Origin of the sequence: Arthrobacter crusticola (assembly GCF_004357995.1) — a bacterium.
GTDB lineage: Bacteria > Actinomycetota > Actinomycetes > Actinomycetales > Micrococcaceae > Arthrobacter_D > Arthrobacter_D crusticola.
Genome location: NZ_SMTK01000006.1, coordinates 1 through 16150, shown reverse-complemented (window position 1 = coordinate 16150; position 16150 = coordinate 1). Strand labels below are relative to the sequence as shown.

The window sequence follows — 16150 nt, the reverse complement described above, 5'->3', positions numbered from 1 at the left end:
GGGCGCTTCGGCCGGCACGGGGCGGGTGCGCCTACTTGATGCCGGTTCCCGCTACGCCCTGGATGAAGTAGCGCTGGAGTGCGACGAACAGGGCGATGATGGGCGTGATGATCAGCACCGCTCCGGCCAGCAGCAGGCCGTAGTCGGTGGCGTGCTGGCCCGTGGAGAACAGTGCCAGGGCGACCGGCAGTGTGTATTTCTCCTCGCTCTGGGCGGCGACGAGCGGCCAGAGGAAGTTGTTCCAGGAGCTGAGGAAGGTCAGGATGCCCAGGGTGGCGAGGGGTGGCCCGCACAGCGGCATCACGATCCGGGTGAACGTACGGAACTCCCCGGCGCCGTCGATGCGTGCCGCCTCAAGCAGCGACTGCGGGATCCCCAGCATGAACTGGCGCATGAGGAAGACCCCCAGCGGGGAGACGAGGAACGGCAGGATCAGTCCGGGATAGGTGTTCACCAGGTCGAGCTTGCTGACCATGACGAACAGGGGAACGAAGGTCACGACCCCGGGCACCATCAGGGTCAGCATCACTACGAGGAACAGCAGCCGCTTGCCCGGAAACTCCATCTTGGCCAGCGCGTAACCGACCATGGAGCAGAAGAGCAGATTGCCCAGCACCGTGACGACGGCGACGACGAGGCTGTTCACGAAGAACTGCCCGATGCCGTGGTCGGTGAACCAGGTGGTGTAGTTGCTGAGGATCGGATCCTTCGGCCACCAGGTGAGGGGCCGGCGGAGCAGCTCCCCCTGGGTTTTGAAGGAGCCAAGCAGCATCCAGATGAAGGGGAGCAGCGTCGCCGCGGCCGCTGCGACGAGTCCGGCGTAGGTCAGGGCCCGCAGGCCGCGGCCGCGGGCGCGGCGGCGGATCGGCGGGCCGGTGTGCGGCACCGCCTCCGCGGGGGCGTTCTTGAGCATTGTCATGCGGGAAACCTGTCAGTCCTTGGATCGCAGGGCACGGAACTGCACAATGCTCAGGAGCACTATCGCAAGAAAGAGCACGTAGCTCGCCGCGGAGGCAAGCCCGTACTGCCCGAAGCCGAATTGGTTGTAGGTGTAATAGCTGACGGAGTACGTCGAATCGAGGGGGCCTCCATTGGTCATGACGAAGGGCTCTTCGAAGAACTGCAGATAGCCGACGGAGAGCAGCACCGCGCCCAACAGCAGGGTCGGCCGCAGCATCGGCACCGTGATGGAGAAAAAGCGCTGGACGGCGTTGGCGCCGTCGACCTCGGCGGCCTCGAGCATCTCCCGCGGGATGGTCTGCAGACCGGCGAGGAAGATAATCATCAGCGTGCCCATGTTGCGCCACACGGCCATGAGGATCATCGAGGGCATCGCCCAGGTGGTGCTGTTCAGCCAGTCGGGCGCGGCCGCACCGAACGATTCCAGCATCGTGTTCAGCAGCCCGTCCGGCTGGAGGATGAACCTCCACAGCACGGCGACGGCCACGATGCTCGTCACGACCGGGGTGAAGAAGGCGGTGCGGAACAGGGTGCGCAGGCGCCCGATCCCGCTGTTGAGGGCGACGGCCAGGGCGAGGGCCACGACCATGGTCAGCGGGATGCCCACCACCACGAAGTAGCCGGTGTTGATCATTGAGCGCCGGAACCGGGGATCCTCGAAAAGGGCGGCGTACTGCTCGAGGCCGACGAACTCCACGGTCAGCGGGTCCTGGACGTCGCGGCTGGTGAAGTCGGTGAAGGACAGAACAAAGGAGGACACGAGCGGCATCAGCATGAACGCCGCGAAGACGAGCACGAACGGCAGGGCGAAGGCCCACGCGACCACACCGTTCCGGCGCTCGCGGGCCCGCTGGCCGGAACCCCGTGGGGTGCCGGCCAGCAGGAGCGGGGCAGCGGCCACTGTCAGTCGCCTGTTCCGAGTGAGTCGGCGGTGGCCTGGAGGGCCTTCATGGCCTCCGCCGGGTCCTTTCCTGCCTTGACGATCTGCTCGAGCTCGGTGTCGGCGGCGGCCGAGACCTTGGTCCAGCTCGCCACGGCGGGCGGGGAGTTGGTGTCCTTGAGCTGCGTGCCGAACTCGGCGAGCTTCGGGTCATCGGCAAGCTCGGGGGCGTCCCACGCCTCGGCCGCCGAGGGCAGGTCTCCGGTCGCGCGGTTCCACTTCACCTGGGTCTCCTGCTCGGTGAGCCACTGGACGAGCTTCCACGCCGCGTCGCGGTTGTCGGTGTCCTTGAACACCACCAGGTTGCCGCCGCCGGAGAACGAGGTTGAGCTCTTCTTCGCCGGAACCGTTGCGACGGCGTACTTCTCGGCGAATTCCTTGCCGCCCACCGCCTCAAGCTGGCCGATCATCGAGGGGCCCGCGAAGAGCATCGGGGTGCTGCCGTTGACGAAGGCCGCCTCGGCTGCGCCGGCATCGGTGGCCGCGTTCTCGTCGGCGAGGCCCTCGTCGAAGAAACTCTGGTAGTACTCCAGTGCCTCAACCATCTCCGGGGTGTCGAAGGTCCATTCGGTGTTGTCCTCGTTCATCAGTTCGGCGCCGTTGGACCAGGGGAAGAGCAGCATTGACTGGAACGCGTCGGCTCCGCCGGCCGGCAGGCCGACTCCGTACTCCGCTCCGGCCTTGTCCTGCAGAGCCTTGGCCAGGGCCTTGAAGTCCTCCCAGGTCTCGGGGAACTCTTTGTAGCCTGCCTTTTCGGCCAGGTCCGTGCGGTAGTAGACCATCCGGGTGTCCACGTACCACGGGACGCCGTACTTCTCTCCGTCGACCTCCGTGGACTGGACCGAACCGGGGAAGAAGGCGTCAGTGTCAATTTCTTTGGGGGCGGCGTCGAAGGCGTACGCGAAGTCGCCCATCCAGGTGGTGCCCATGTGTGCGATGTCGGGGGCACTGCCGCCGGCAATGGCCGTCTGGTACTTGTTGTGTGCCGCATCCCAGGGCAGCGCCGTGACCTCGACCTCGACGTCGGGGTTGGCGGCTTCAAACTCCTTCAGCAGCTCCGGCAGCGCCTCGGCCTCGGCGGCCTGGGCCCAGACCGTGAGAGTCCCCTTGGCGGGACCGTCGGAGAGTCCGGCCGCCTGGCCGGATTCGGAGGCGTCGCCGTCCCGGCCGCAGCCGGTCAGCAGCAAGGCGGCCGCAACCCCGACGGCCGCCGCTTTTCGAACATTCACTTGGATCATCATTGTTCCTTTCATGAATTGTTTCGTCCGCCCAATATCGGCCGGCGGCAGGAAAAGAACATGCCCCCATAGCTTGAACTCGCGAAATGTCCGGAGATTTCTATGCGCTTAGAAAACATCCGCAGCCCTCAGCTAAGCGCATAGAAAGTGGAATGGCAAGAGGTCCCGTCGGCGCTCTTTACCCCGGGAAGGCCGGGAGGGGGAGGCCCGGCGAGATACTCCGGCGGGACGAGCCCCACAGACGCCGGTGCGCCCTGGGGACTGGTCGGCGGCGGCCTACGCCGGGGGGCACCCGCAGCTCTCGCGCAGGACCACCTCGACCGGCAGCTGCCGGCTCTGCGGTGGCAGCGTCCGATCTTCGAACCCGTCGATGAGGATCGCGGCCGCGGTGCGCCCCATCTGTTCCATCGGCTGGCGCACGGTGGTCAGCTGCGGGCGTTGAAGGCGTCCTGCAACAATGCCGTCGAATCCGGTGACCGCCACCCGGCCGGGGACATCGACGCCCCTCCGGAGAAGGGCGTCGATGAGCGGCAGGGCGTACTCGTCGTGGGCGCAGACGATCCCGTCGGGGAGCCGCCCGCCCGCCAGAAGGGCCGCGGCGAGGGCCTCTGCCGACTGCGGCGCGCCGTCGCCCTCCGTGACCGGTCGTTCCGGAACCGGCAGGCCGGCCTCCGCCAGGGCGGCCTGGAAACCGCGGAAGCGGAGCTGGAAGTCCGACCACGGATCACGCGGGGCAGCGAACTGCAGGTCGCGCAGTCCGTGCGCGGTGATCAGGTGCGTCGTGAGGGCGTGCATGCCAGCTGCGTTATCGACTGTCACATGGTGAAGGCTGTCGTCGTGGGACGGCTCGGAGAGCTCGACCACCGGGATGCGCCGGGAGATCAGCGAGAGCACCTCGACGGGGACCGTCCGCGGGAAGACCGCAAGGCCGTCGACCTGCCCCGCAATGTCCGCGATCGCCGTCCGGCCGGTCGTCCGGTTGCCGCCGCCGACCATCAGCGTGTAACCGCGCCGCCAGCATTCAAGGGCCACCCCGCGCTGCACCTCGTCAACGTACAGGGGGAAGACGCGGTAGTCAGCGTTCGGATCCGAGCCCGCCGGCGCGGCGGCGCGGGTCCCTGCGCCACCGGCGCTCGCCGGGTCGTCAAGGAAGTAGAAGTCGAACGAGTAGATGCCCAGGGCCCCGGTGCGGCCCCGGGCCAGCCCGCGCGCGTTGCCGCTGGGTAGATAATTCAGGGCCTGCGCCGCGGCCAGGACGGCCTCCCGGGTCGACTGGCGCACCCGGTGCGGCTGGCGGAAGGTGAAGGACACCGTGGCGATCGACACTCCGGCCAGCTCCGCAACGTCATAGACGGTAGGCCCCTTGACCACGTGTACTCCGCTCACGAATAGGATGGTGCGCTCAGCATACGTGGCACCGCGCCGCGGGCCACACCGCCGTCCGGGTCCGCGGGGATGCGGCGGACCCGGACGGCCGAGGGGCGGAGCTATCCGGGGGCACCTGCGGCGAGGATCGCGTTGCGCTGTTCGCGCCGCACGGCCTGCTCCGTGGGATCGGGCACCGGCGCCGCCGCCAGGAGCCGGCGGGTGTACGGATCCCGCGGATACTTCAGCACCTGCTCGGTGGTGCCCTGCTCCACCAGACGGCCCTTGCTGAGCACCGCGATGTGGCTGGCGAGCAGCTCGACGACGGCAAGGTCGTGGCTGACGAACAGGCAGGCGAAGCCCCGCTCGCGCTGCAGGTCCTGCAGCAGCTTCAGCACCGCGGCCTGCACCGACACGTCGAGGGCCGACGTCGGCTCGTCGGCGACGAGGAGGGACGGCCGGAGCGACAGGGCCCGGGCGATGCCGACCCGCTGGCGCTGGCCCCCGGAGAGCTCGTGCGGGTACCGGTTGCGGAAGGAGACCGGCAGCTGCACGTCCTCAAGCAGTCCCTGCACCCGCCGGTCGAGGTCGGCCCGGGAGAGCTTCTCGTGGAGGTACAGCGGTTCGCCGATGCTGTCCCCGATTGAGAGACGCGGATTCAGCGAGGCGGCCGGGTCCTGGAAGACGATGGCGAACTTCTTGCGCAGCGGCAGGATCTGCCGGGCCGAGAGCGAGGTGATGTCCGTCCCCGCGATCCGCACGCTGCCCGCGGTGGTCCGGATCAGCCCGGTGACCGCCCTGGCGATCGTCGACTTGCCCGAGCCCGACTCGCCGACCAGCCCCATGACCTCCCCGGGCAGGATGGTGAAGGACACGTCGTGGACCGCCTTGAAGGGCGGCTGCCGGAAACGGCCCGGATACTCGATGTCCACGCCCGCCAGCTCCAACGCGGGCACAGTGCCGGCTGCGGTGTGCTCCTCCCGGTGCGCCAGGGCGCGTGCGGCGTAGTCCTCGTGGATCCGGATGCTGCCGTCGATGACCTCGACGTCGGTGAGGACCCCTCCGACCTTCGAGCCCAAATACGGTACCGCGTCGAGCAGTTGGCGGGTGTAGGGCTCCTTCGGGGCGAGGAAGAGCTGCTTCGAGGGGGCGGACTCAACGATCCGGCCGCGCTCCATCACCACGATGTGGTCCGCGAGGTCGGCCACCACCCCCATGTCGTGGGTGATCAGGAGGATGGCGCTGCGCAGGCGCTTGTTGAGCCGGCGCAGCAGTTCGAGGACCTCCGCCTGCACGGTGACGTCGAGCGCCGTCGTCGGCTCGTCGGCAATGAGCAGCATCGGGTCGTTGGCCAGGGCGATGGCGATCATCGCCCGTTGGCGCTGCCCGCCGGAGAACTGGTGCGGATAGGAGTCGTAACGCCGTTCCGGCTCGGGGATCTCCACCATCCGCAGCAGTTCGATCGCCCGCTCCTTGGCGGCGGCGGGGGAGGCCTCGGTATGCTGCTCGACCGCCTCGCGGATCTGCTCACCCACGGTCAGCACCGGGTTGAGCGCAGTCATCGGTTCCTGGAAGATCATGGCGACGTCGTTGCCGCGGATCCGGCGCAGGGTCTTCTGCGGAGCGCCGATCAGCTCTTTGCCCATCAGCCGGGCGCTGCCCTTGGACCGGCCGTTGCGGGGCAGCAGCCCCAGCAGCGCCATCGAGGACATGCTCTTGCCGGAGCCGGACTCGCCCACGATGGCCAGGATCTCGCCCGGGTGGATGTCGTAGGAGACGTCCTCGGCGGCCATCACCCATTCATTGTCAACGTTGAAGTCGACGCCGAGTCCGCGCACCGAGAGGATGGGGCCGTCGGCCGGGGACACGGCGTCGTCGGAGAGAGTCCCGGTGTGCTCAGCTGTCATTGCTTGATCCTTGTCTGCTTGGGATCGAAGGCGTCGCGCAGGCCGTCTCCGATGAAGTTCACGGCGAGGGCGATGCCGACGATGAAGGCGCCGGGCCAGAGGAACAGCCAGGGCCGTACCGTCAGCGCCGAGCGGTTGTCGTTGATCGCCTTGCCCAGCGAGGTGTCGGGCGCGACGACGCCGAGCCCGAGGTAGCTCAGGGCGGTCTCGAGCAGGATCGCCCCGGAGATCGCGAGGGTCGCGAAGACGATGATCACCCCGACCGTATTGGGAAGGATGTGCCGGAAGATGATCCGCGCCGAGCTCGCGCCCACCGACTTCGCCGACTCGACGAATTCCTTCTCCCGCAGCGAGAGGAACTCGCCGCGCACGATCCGGGCCAGGCCGGTCCAGGTGACCAGGCCGAGGAAGACGCCGAAGGGAAGGATGCCGAAGCGTGCGACGACGCCGGCCATGACCGCGGCGATGACCACCGTGGGGATGGTGATCACGACGTCCGTGATGCGCATCAGGACGGCCTCGGTCCAGCCCCGGAAGTATCCGGCGATGGCCCCGACGGCGGTGCCGACGAGCGTGGCGACCAGGCCGACGGTCAGGGCGATGATCAGCGAGGTCTGGATTCCGCGCATGGTGAGCGCGAAGTAGTCACGGCCCAGCACGTCCTGCCCGAAGGGGTGCTCGCCGAGGCGGAACGGCCAGAGGGTCAGTGTCGGCCTGCCCTCGTTGAAGCGGGCGGCCAGGACGTCGTAGTCCTTGTTCCACCAGCCGGGGATGCCCGCCACCCCGATGGAGCTGAAGGACAGCAGGACGATAAGGGCCAGCAGGCCCATGCCGGCGAGGGCGCCCTTGTGGCGGAAGAAGCGCTCGCGCACCAGGCGGCCCTGGCTCTTGGCTTCGGTGGTGCGGATGCGCTCGGTCTGCTGGCGGGTGGGAGCGCCGCGGGCGATGTCGGTGTCCTGGCTCGCGAGCGTCATTTCGGATAGTTCGACCTGCGGCCGGGAATCTGCCGGCTCGATGTCGGATCTGCTCATGATTCGGCTCCTAGCTCAGGGTGATGCGCGGGTCGAGGAAGGCGTAGGCGATGTCGGCGAGCATGTTGAAGAGCACCGCCGCCGTTCCCACGACGAGGAAGAAGGCCATAACGGGTCCGGGATCGACGGTATGGACGCCGTCGACGAACATCTTGCCCATGCCGTTCCAGCCGAAGACCGTCTCGGTGATCACGGCCCCGCCCAGCACGCCGGCGAAGTCGAACGCCATCAGCGTGGTGATCGGGATCATCGCGTTGCGGAAGGCATGCTTCACCAGCACCGTCCGCTCGCTGAGCCCCTTGGCCCGCGCCGTCCGGATGTAGTCCTGGTTCATGACATCGAGCTGGCTCGCCCGCGTGTACCGGGTGTAGGTGGCGAAGGAGATCAGGGTGATGGCGATGGTGGGCAGGATCAGGTGAAGTGCGTAATCGAGGTTGGTCTCCCAAAAGCCCCCGGAGAGGTTCGGGGACGCCGAGCCGGTGGTGGGGATGGGGCGGCCGCCGGCCCGCGCCGAGAGTTCGGGGTAGGCCTGCAGGAGCCGGTCGAGGAAGATCAGCAGTCCGATGCTGAAGGCGATCACCGCGGAGATCCGTGCCGTGCGTGCCCGGTAGGGGCCGCCGACGAACCCGCCGGCGGCGTAGGCCGCGGCCACGGTCAGCCCGAGGAGCGCAAGGACGGTGAGCCAGGTCGGATCAGCCAGCAGCGGAATGGACAGGAGGTACCCGGCATAGCCCACCCCGGCCGCCGTCAGGGCGGCGTAGAGGATGCGCCGGCGACGGAAGCCGGCAAGCAGGGCGGTCCAGAGCAGGGCGACGGCTCCGGCCGAGATCAACATGCCGACCGGGCCGAGACCCGGGGTCATGAACCAGCCGGTCACCAGCAGCAGCCACAGGGCGACTGCGGTTGCGGCGGCGGCGATGCCGAAAACGGCGAGCCTGCGCTTCCTGTCGCCGCCGACGACGACGGCCCAGATGATGCCGGCGACCACCCCCACGAGCAGGATGGACACGTAGGGGAACTGCGGATTGGCAAGCCATGTATTGAGGTCGATCGCCAGGTACTGCTTGAGCAGGGTCGAAAGCCAGAACAGCGGCAGCGAGAACAGGACGAAGGAGATGAAAGTGATCGAGTAGTCGAACGTCGTGTACTGGCGGATCGCCGTGACGATTCCTACGATCACCCCGAGGACCAGGGCGATCACCGTGGCCACCAGGACGAGGCGGAAGGTCGAGCCGATGGCACTTTCGAGCTGGGGGAGGACGGGGTTCCCCGAGCGGTCGGTGCCCAGGGTGCAGTCGACCCCACCCGGGACCAGGCAGTGGCCCAGGTCCTGGAGCCACAGGAAGTAGCGCATGAGCGGGGGCTGGTCGAGGTTCATTGCCTCGGTGCGTGCGGCGATCGTTGCCTTCTTGGCCGAGCCGGAGGCTTCACCGAGGTCGCTGAGGGGATCACCCGACGAGATGACGAGGAAGAACATGAGCGTGGTGGCCGCCGCCATGATGAAAAAGGAGATGACTAGACGTTTGGCAATGAAAAACAACAAAGGGGGGCTCCTAGGGACGGTCTGCAGATGAGCCGGGTGCCGTCAGAAGGGCGGGCAGACCCAAGGATCTGCCCGCCCTTCTGCACAGCCCCGCGTCAGCGGGTTATTTCTTCTTCGTCCACTCGTAGGCGTTCCAGGTCAGGCCCGTCTGCGTCGGGTTGGGCTGGACGCCCTCGACCTTGGAGTTCCAGGCGTTGATGCCCGGGTTGGCGTAGAGCACCACGTTGTACTGCGTTTCGGCGAGCCGCTGCTCGAGTTCGGTCTTCATCTCGACGACCTTTTCGGGGTCGGTGTTCGTGACGATTTCCTTCCAGATGCTGTCGACCTTCTCGTCCTTGTAGCCGCCGAAGTTCTGCTCGCCGTCGGAGACGTAGATCGACTCGGCGGAGGCCACGAGGCCGGATCCGGCCCAGCCGAAGAGCACCGCGTCCCAGGACCCGGGCTGGGCGAGCATTGCGGCCCACTCCTCCTCGGGCTGGGGGATGATCTCGAAGCCGGCCTCGTCGCAGGAGGCCTTCATCAGGGCCACCATGTCGGCGCGCAGCTGGCTGGTGGATGCATACATCAGGCTCACCTTGACCGGCTCGGTCTTGCCGGCCTCGGCGAGCAGGGCCTTGGCGCCCTCGATGTCGAGCTCGGCGTTCTCGGTGGCCGCGGGGGCACCGTCAAGCACGGTCTTGTAGTCGGGCTGGGCCGGCTGGTATTCGCGCAGGTCCATCACCTGGCCCTCGGGCTCGATGGGCTTGACGAACTTCTCGACCATGTCCTCGCGCGGCATGCACTTGGCGAAGGCCTGACGCACCTTCAGGTCCTCGAAGACGTCACCGGGCCGCTGGGCGAGGTCGACGTGGGAGAAGGTGAGGGTTTCACCGGTTTCGACGGTGACGGTTTCGCCGATCTGCTCGAGAGCCGACTTGGTGTCCACCGTGGGGCTCGAGGGATCGATGACGTCGACGTCGCCGTTCTGCAGGGCCTGGACGGCCTCTTCGTCGACGACCGTCTTGTAGACGAGGGTTTCGGTCTTTGCTCCGCGCTCCTTGCCCCAGTACTTGTCGTTCTTGACCAGGGTCAGCGTGCCGTCGACCGCGTTGTCCAGCTTGTAGGGGCCGGAGGAGGGAATCAGGGCGGCGTCGGGCAGCTTGGGCAGGTCGGCCTCGTAGTTCCAGCCGGTGTTCCAGAACTCGGCGACGGGCTTGAGCGCCTCGATGTCGGTGCCCTTGATCGCTTCAATGAGTTCGGCTCCGTCGCCTTCGGGGGACATTCCGCCCTGCTCCGCCGCGATGTGGGCGGGCATCATGGGTTCGGAGAGGAGCGACTCCCAGTCGGCGTAGGGCTCGGCGTAGACGAACTCGAACTCCTTGTCGCCGGCCTCGCCATCGGGTAGCTCGATCTGGCCGAAGCCGTTGGTCGAGGCGGCCTGGAACAGATCGGTCTCGGCGCCGGTATCGGGATCCTTTTCGCCGCTCGGGTGCTTGCCGGAGGCGGCGGCCCACTGCAGGAGGACGTCGTCGAAGTCGATCGGCGTCCCGTCGGACCACACGGCATCCTCATTGATGGTGTACTTGACGGTCAGCGGGTCGTCGCTGGTCTTTTCGAAGGTGCCGAAATCCTCGTTGCGCTCCAGCTCGCCGTCGGCGTTGAAGGCGACGAACGTACTGTGAACGACGTTGTTCACGTAGGTGTTGTAGACGCTGTTGGCGTTGGCGGTGTAGCTGTTGTACGCGTCCGGGGTCTGGCTGATGGCCACATTGATGGTCGTGGCGAGGTCTTCCTCTGCAGCCTCGGAGGGCTGCTGCGCCGTCCCGCCGGCCGATCCACAGGCGCTGAGCAGAAGCACCCCGATGGAAAGAGCCGCGAGCGTGGCTGTGCGCTTATTACGCATTCGTCATCCTTACTGTGCTAGAGGCGCACGGGACCGGTTGGTCAGTCCCGTTCAAGTGGATAGCTCCAGTGACAGCGATCACACTTCCGTCAGCATAGCCAAGGTTTGTTGCCTCGGACACCCAGTAAATAAGTAATAACCCATTCGTTATCTTGCGGACATGTGAAGAAATCCGGTTTCACAGATTCAACAGCGCCGGGTCACAGCCTTCACACGCCGAAACAGCAGAAAACCACCCTTCCACGGCGTGAAAGGGTGGTTTTGTGCTGTTTCGGCGGGCTGGGGGCCGCTAGGAGGCAGGAATCTCAAGCCACTGGAACCAGCCGCGGTGAAGCACCAGCCAGGCCATCAGCCCGTAGCCCGCCTGGCCGGGGGTTCCGCCGTTCGCCGCGAGGTCATTGCGCCACTGCTCGTGGGCCACCAGCGGGGTGAAGGTGTCGATGTAGACGTGCTTGCGGCGGGTGGTGACGTCGGCGAAGGCCGCCGAGAGCTCCCCCAGCCGGCGGTTGCGCTCGGGGTCGAGCCCCGGGGGAGGCCCGACGACGAGGACCTTGACGCTCATCTGGGCGGCGCCGTCGAGGATGTTCGCGAGGTTCAGCCGGCTGCGGGCCGTGGAGAGCTCGAGGTCGAGGTCCCGGTCCGAGAGGCCGATAACGAGGCGGTTCTCGAAACCGTCGTCGAACCGGCGCCCGGTCTCCTGCAGCCACCGGTTGGCCAGAGACTCGGTGCCTTCGCGGGGAGCGGCCAGGGGATAGGCCTCGACCTGCACGCCGTCGGGGGCGGTGCGGGCCATGACGCGTCCAAGCCAGCCCAGCGCGCGCGGATCTCCGAGTCCTGCGAGAAGTTCGTCGCCCACTGCGGCTAGCCGGATTCTGCGTTGTTCCACTGGATCCCTCGGTTACTGATTGGTGTCGGTGCACGCACGGATTGCGCCGTGCGGAACTGGAGTCATGCCTTAAATGCGTTGGGTGGGGCACAGGTCCCCACCCAACATCATACTGATCGGCCCGTTACTTTCTTCCGAAGGCCTTGCGCACGAGGATTTCCTGCTCCACTGCGTGGTGCTTGGCGGAGCCCGTGGCGGTCGCAGCCGAGGCCGGCCGCGAGGCGAGCTCGATGCCGCCCTCGATGTGCTGGGGCAGGTGCAGCCCGATGAACGGCCACGGACCCTGGTTGGCCGGTTCGTCCTGCGCCCAGACGACGTCGGCGTTGGGGTACGCCGACAGCGCCTCCTTGATCTCGTCGAGCGGCAGCGGGTAGAGCTGCTCGACACGCACGATGGCGGTCTTCTTGTCGTCGGCCTTCTGCCGGGCAGACAGCAGGTCGTAGTAGAGCCGGCCGGAGACCAGGATGACCCGCTCGACCTCGGCACCCGGAGTCTCGAGGGTGTCGGGGATGACCGGCTGGAAGCTGCCGGAGGTGAAGTCCTCGACCGAGCTCGCCGCGGCCTTCAGGCGCAGCAGCTGCTTCGGCGTGAAGATGATCAGCGGCTTGCGCGGACGGCGGTAGGCGTGCTGGCGCAGCAGGTGGAAGTGCGAGGCCGCGCTGCTCGGGTTGGCCACGAACATGTTCTCCTCGGCGCACATCTGGAGGAACCGTTCGATCCGCGCGGAGGAGTGGTCGGGGCCCTGTCCCTCGTAGCCATGCGGCAGCATGAGCACGAGCGAGGAGCGCTGGCCCCACTTCTGCTCGGCCGAGCTGATGAACTCGTCGATGATCGTCTGCGCGCCGTTGACGAAGTCACCGAACTGCGCCTCCCAGATCACCAGCGCGTCCGGCCGTTCCACGGAGTAGCCGTATTCGAAGCCCATGGCGGCGTATTCCGAGAGCAGTGAATCGTAGATCCACAGCTTCGCCTGGTCCTCGCTGAGGCGCTCCAGCGGCAGCCACTCGGTGCCGTTGGCCCGGTCGTGGAACACCGCGTGGCGCTGCACGAAGGTGCCGCGGCGGGTGTCCTGCCCGGCGAGGCGGACGGGGACGCCCTCCATCAGCAGCGAGCCGAGGGCGGCCATCTCGCCGAAGCCCCAGTCGATGCCGCCTTCGCGGGACATCTGCTCGCGGCGCTCCAGGAGCGCCTTGAGCTTGGGGTGGACGGTGAAGCCCTCCGGCACGTTGGTGTGGGCCTTGCCGATGGCGGCGAGGACCTCGGCCGAGATGGCGGTCGCCTTGGGCCCGGCCTCTTCACCGTCGGACTGCTGGGCGGAGGGGCGCTCGAGGTTCGAGACCGCGGCGGGATCCTCGGAGACCAGCGGCATGGGGGAGGTCTGGGCGGCGTGGGTCTCAGCGAACACCCGCTCGAGGCGTTCCTGGTAGTCGCGCAGCGCCTGCTCGGCCTCTTCCTCGGTGATGTCGCCGCGGCCGATGAGCGCTTCCGTGTACAGCTTGCGGACCGAACGCTTGGCCTCGATCAGGTTGTACATCATCGGCTGGGTCATCGACGGGTCGTCGCCCTCGTTGTGTCCGCGGCGGCGGTAGCAGACCATGTCGATCACGACGTCCTTGTTGAACCGCTGGCGGAACTGGTAGGCGAGCTGCGCCACCCGCACCACGGCCTCGGGGTCGTCGCCGTTGACGTGGAAGATCGGCGCCTGGACCATCTTGGCGACGTCGGTGGAGTACACCGAGGACCGAGACGACGTCGGGGAGGTGGTGAAGCCGACCTGGTTGTTCACGATGACGTGGATGGTGCCGCCGGTGCGGTAGCCGCGCAGCTGCGAGAGGTTCAGCGTCTCCGCCACGACGCCCTGGCCGGCGAAGGCCGCGTCGCCGTGGATCAGGATCGGCAGCACGGGGAACGCCCCGCCCTGGTCCAGCCGGTCCTGCTTGGCCCTGACGATGCCCTCGAGCACCGGGTCGACCGCCTCGAGGTGGGAGGGGTTCGCCGCAAGGTACACGCGGGTGGTGTTGCCGGCGTCGGAGGTGAAGGTCCCTTCGGTGCCGAGGTGGTACTTCACGTCGCCGGAGCCCTGAACCGAACGCGGGTCCTGGGTTCCTTCGAACTCGCGGAACACCTGGGCGTAGGTCTTGCCGGCGATGTTCGTCAGCACGTTCAGCCGGCCGCGGTGCGCCATGCCGACGGCGACCTCGTCGAGTCCGTCGTCGGCGGCCCCGGAGATGATCGCGTCGAGCAGCGGGATGAGGGATTCACCGCCCTCGAGGGAGAAGCGCTTCTGGCCGACGAACTTCGTCTGCAGGAAGGTCTCAAAGGCCTCGGCGGAGTTCAGCTTGTGCAGGATGCGCAGCTGTTCCTCGCGGCTCGGCTTGGAGTAGGGGTGCTCAAGCTCGTCCTGGAACCACTGGCGCTCTTCCGGGTCCTGGATGTGCATGTATTCGATGCCGGTGGTGCGGCAGTACGCGTCGCGGAGCACACCGAGCATGTCCCGGAACTTCAGCATCGGCTTGCCGCCGAAGCCGCCCGTGGGCCATTCGCGGTCGAGGTCCCACAGGGTCAGGCCGTGGGTGCGCACATCGAGGTCGGCGTGCTTGCGCTGGACGTATTCCAGCGGGTTGGTATCGGCCATGAGGTGGCCGCGCACGCGGTAGGCGTGGATGAGCTGCTGGATGCGGGCGACCTTGTTGATCTCGTCCATCGGGTCGACCTGGATGTCGGCGCTCCAGCGCACCGGCTCGTACGGGATGCGCAGGGACTCGAAGATCTCGTCGTAGAAGCCCTGCTCGCCCAGCAGGAGCTGGTGGATGATGCGCAGGAACTCGCCGCTGCCGGCACCCTGGATGACCCGGTGGTCGTAGGTGGAGGTCAGCGTGATGGTCTTGGAAATCGCATGCTGGGCCAGGGTCTTCTCGCTGGCGCCCTGGAACGCGGCCGGGTACTCGAGCGCGCCGGCACCGATGATGCACGCCTGGCCCTTGGAGAGGCGCGGCACGGAGTGGACGGTGCCGATGCCTCCGGGGTTCGTGAGCGACACGGTGGTTCCGGCGTAGTCGTCGGCGCCGAGCTTGCCGCCGCGGGCCTTCTTGACGAGGTCCTCGTAGGCGCGCCAGAACTCCGAGAAGTTCATGTTCTCGGCCTTCTTGATGTTCGGCACTACAAGCAGCCGCGTGCCGTCGGGCTTGGGCATGTCGATCGCGAGGCCGAAGTTCACGTGTGCCGGCTGCACCGCCGAGGGCTTGCCGTCGATGATGTCGTAGTAGACGTTCTGGGAGGGGAACTGCGCCAGGGCGCGCACGATGGCGTAGCCGATGATGTGGGTGAACGACACCTTCCCGCCACGGGCGCGGGCGAGGTGGTTGTTGATCACGACGCGGTTATCAATCAGAAGCTTCGCTGGGATGGTGCGCACGCTCGTGGCGGTGGGAACCGAGAGGCTCGCGTCCATGTTCGTCGCGATGGCCTTCGCCGGTCCGCGCAGGACACTGACCGTGTCCTCGTCCATCTGGGTGTTCCGCGCCGTCTCGGGCAGCTGGGCAGGGATAGGCGGGCCGGCTGGCTTGGCGGGTTCGGGCTTCTTCTCCGCTGCGGGCTTGGGGGCCGGCTCCTTCGCCGGCTCCTTGGCCACGGGAGGCTTTCCCGACTGCTGTGTCGAGGCGGGCGATTCGCCCGAGGCCTTGGGCGCGGCGGCTTCGGTCTTCACGACCGGCGCTTCGCTGGTGGCGGGCGCCGCGGTTGCGGCGGGTGCCTTGGTTTCTGCGGCAGCGGCACCATTGCCCTGGCCGTTCTCTTTTGGCTGATTTTCCGCATCGAATGAGTCGAAGAGATCCCACCACTTCGGGTCGACCGAGTTCCGGTCTTTCTGAAACTGTTCGTAAAGTTCATCAACAAGCCACTCGTTTCCGCCGAACTCTTCAGGTAGACGGTGGCTGGTTTGTTCTGGCACTTGGTATACGCCTCTTCCGTAAGTAGCCCTGAGCGCGGGACAGTCCATCTGTGCGGACATCCTGGACGGTGGTTAGACCTTCTTCCAGTCTAGTAACACGAACAAGGAACAGGCGAATCACTGACCGGCGCCCGAACCGGTGGTGTCCCGGCGGGCGACTAAACTCGGTAGGTACTCGATTGCGGGAGAAATAATGCGATTTATCAATGATCCGTCCACCGACCTGACCTATGCCGATGTGTTCCTGGTGCCCTCGGCCTCGGAGGTGGTCTCGCGTTTTGACGTGGATCTCTCCAGCGCCGACGGGACCGGTTCCACGATCCCGTTGGTGGTGGCGAACATGACCGCGGTGACCGGGCGGCGGATGGTCGAGACCATGGCCCGGCGCGGCGGGCTGGGGGTGCTGCCCCAGGACGTGCCGGTGGAGGTCATCGCCGAGGTCACCGGCT

The 16150-nt window shown here is 67.0% G+C and carries 11 protein-coding genes; 1 reads left to right on the top strand and 10 read right to left on the bottom strand.

The window, feature by feature from the left end; all coding sequences use genetic code 11:
• Positions 1-31 precede the first annotated feature (31 nt).
• From E2F48_RS15945 to E2F48_RS15900, 10 genes are all read right to left on the bottom strand, one after another.
• On the bottom strand, positions 32-919 hold the full coding sequence (locus tag E2F48_RS15945; RefSeq protein WP_185149835.1) for a carbohydrate ABC transporter permease: 888 nt from the start codon (positions 917-919) through the stop codon (positions 32-34).
• A gap of 12 nt (positions 920-931) precedes the next feature.
• The gene (locus E2F48_RS15940; protein WP_246019190.1) at positions 932-1861 is read right to left on the bottom strand and encodes a carbohydrate ABC transporter permease; all 930 of its coding nucleotides are present in this window, start codon (positions 1859-1861) and stop codon (positions 932-934) included.
• Between the two features lie 2 nt (positions 1862-1863).
• Positions 1864-3141: a sugar ABC transporter substrate-binding protein gene (locus E2F48_RS15935; protein WP_342772606.1), complete on the bottom strand. Its 1278-nt coding sequence runs from the start codon at positions 3139-3141 to the stop codon at positions 1864-1866.
• A gap of 273 nt (positions 3142-3414) precedes the next feature.
• A complete protein-coding gene (locus E2F48_RS15930; protein WP_246019188.1) occupies positions 3415-4524 on the bottom strand; it encodes a LacI family DNA-binding transcriptional regulator in 1110 nt (369 codons plus the stop codon).
• Positions 4525-4625: 101 nt separating this feature from the next.
• Entirely contained in the window at positions 4626-6410 is a 1785-nt protein-coding gene (locus tag E2F48_RS15925) for a dipeptide ABC transporter ATP-binding protein (RefSeq protein WP_133404950.1), read from the bottom strand.
• The gene (locus tag E2F48_RS15920; RefSeq protein WP_246019186.1) at positions 6407-7441 is read right to left on the bottom strand and encodes an ABC transporter permease; all 1035 of its coding nucleotides are present in this window, start codon (positions 7439-7441) and stop codon (positions 6407-6409) included. The genes E2F48_RS15925 and E2F48_RS15920 overlap by 4 nt, the downstream gene beginning before the upstream one ends.
• 10 nt (positions 7442-7451) lie before the next feature.
• Positions 7452-8984 carry an ABC transporter permease gene (locus E2F48_RS15915; protein WP_133404949.1) on the bottom strand — a complete coding sequence of 511 codons (1533 nt, stop codon included), beginning with the start codon at positions 8982-8984 and terminating at the stop codon, positions 7452-7454.
• Positions 8985-9087: 103 nt separating this feature from the next.
• On the bottom strand, positions 9088-10866 hold the full coding sequence (locus E2F48_RS15910) for an ABC transporter family substrate-binding protein (RefSeq protein WP_133404948.1): 1779 nt from the start codon (positions 10864-10866) through the stop codon (positions 9088-9090).
• 289 nt (positions 10867-11155) lie between these two features.
• Complete coding sequence (locus E2F48_RS15905) at positions 11156-11752, bottom strand: GDSL-type esterase/lipase family protein (RefSeq protein ID WP_133404947.1); 597 nt, start codon at positions 11750-11752, stop codon at positions 11156-11158.
• 124 nt (positions 11753-11876) lie between these two features.
• Positions 11877-15701 carry a multifunctional oxoglutarate decarboxylase/oxoglutarate dehydrogenase thiamine pyrophosphate-binding subunit/dihydrolipoyllysine-residue succinyltransferase subunit gene (locus E2F48_RS15900; protein WP_133404946.1) on the bottom strand — a complete coding sequence of 1275 codons (3825 nt, stop codon included), beginning with the start codon at positions 15699-15701 and terminating at the stop codon, positions 11877-11879.
• 193 nt (positions 15702-15894) lie between these two features.
• Here E2F48_RS15900 and E2F48_RS15895 point away from each other — a divergent pair.
• On the top strand, positions 15895-16150 hold a 256-nt coding region (locus tag E2F48_RS15895; RefSeq protein ID WP_185149803.1), incomplete at its 3' end, for an IMP dehydrogenase.

What these genes read in the sequence shown, in the direction of transcription:
- E2F48_RS15945 (WP_185149835.1), bottom strand. Translation starts at nt 919, where the DNA reads ATGACAATGCTCAAGAACGCCCCCGCGGAGGCGGTGCCGCACACCGGC.
- E2F48_RS15935 (WP_342772606.1), bottom strand. Translation starts at nt 3,141, where the DNA reads ATGATGATCCAAGTGAATGTTCGAAAAGCGGCGGCCGTCGGGGTTGCG.
- E2F48_RS15925 (WP_133404950.1), bottom strand. Translation starts at nt 6,410, where the DNA reads ATGACAGCTGAGCACACCGGGACTCTCTCCGACGACGCCGTGTCCCCG.
- E2F48_RS15920 (WP_246019186.1), bottom strand. Translation starts at nt 7,441, where the DNA reads ATGAGCAGATCCGACATCGAGCCGGCAGATTCCCGGCCGCAGGTCGAA.
- E2F48_RS15910 (WP_133404948.1), bottom strand. Translation starts at nt 10,866, where the DNA reads ATGCGTAATAAGCGCACAGCCACGCTCGCGGCTCTTTCCATCGGGGTG.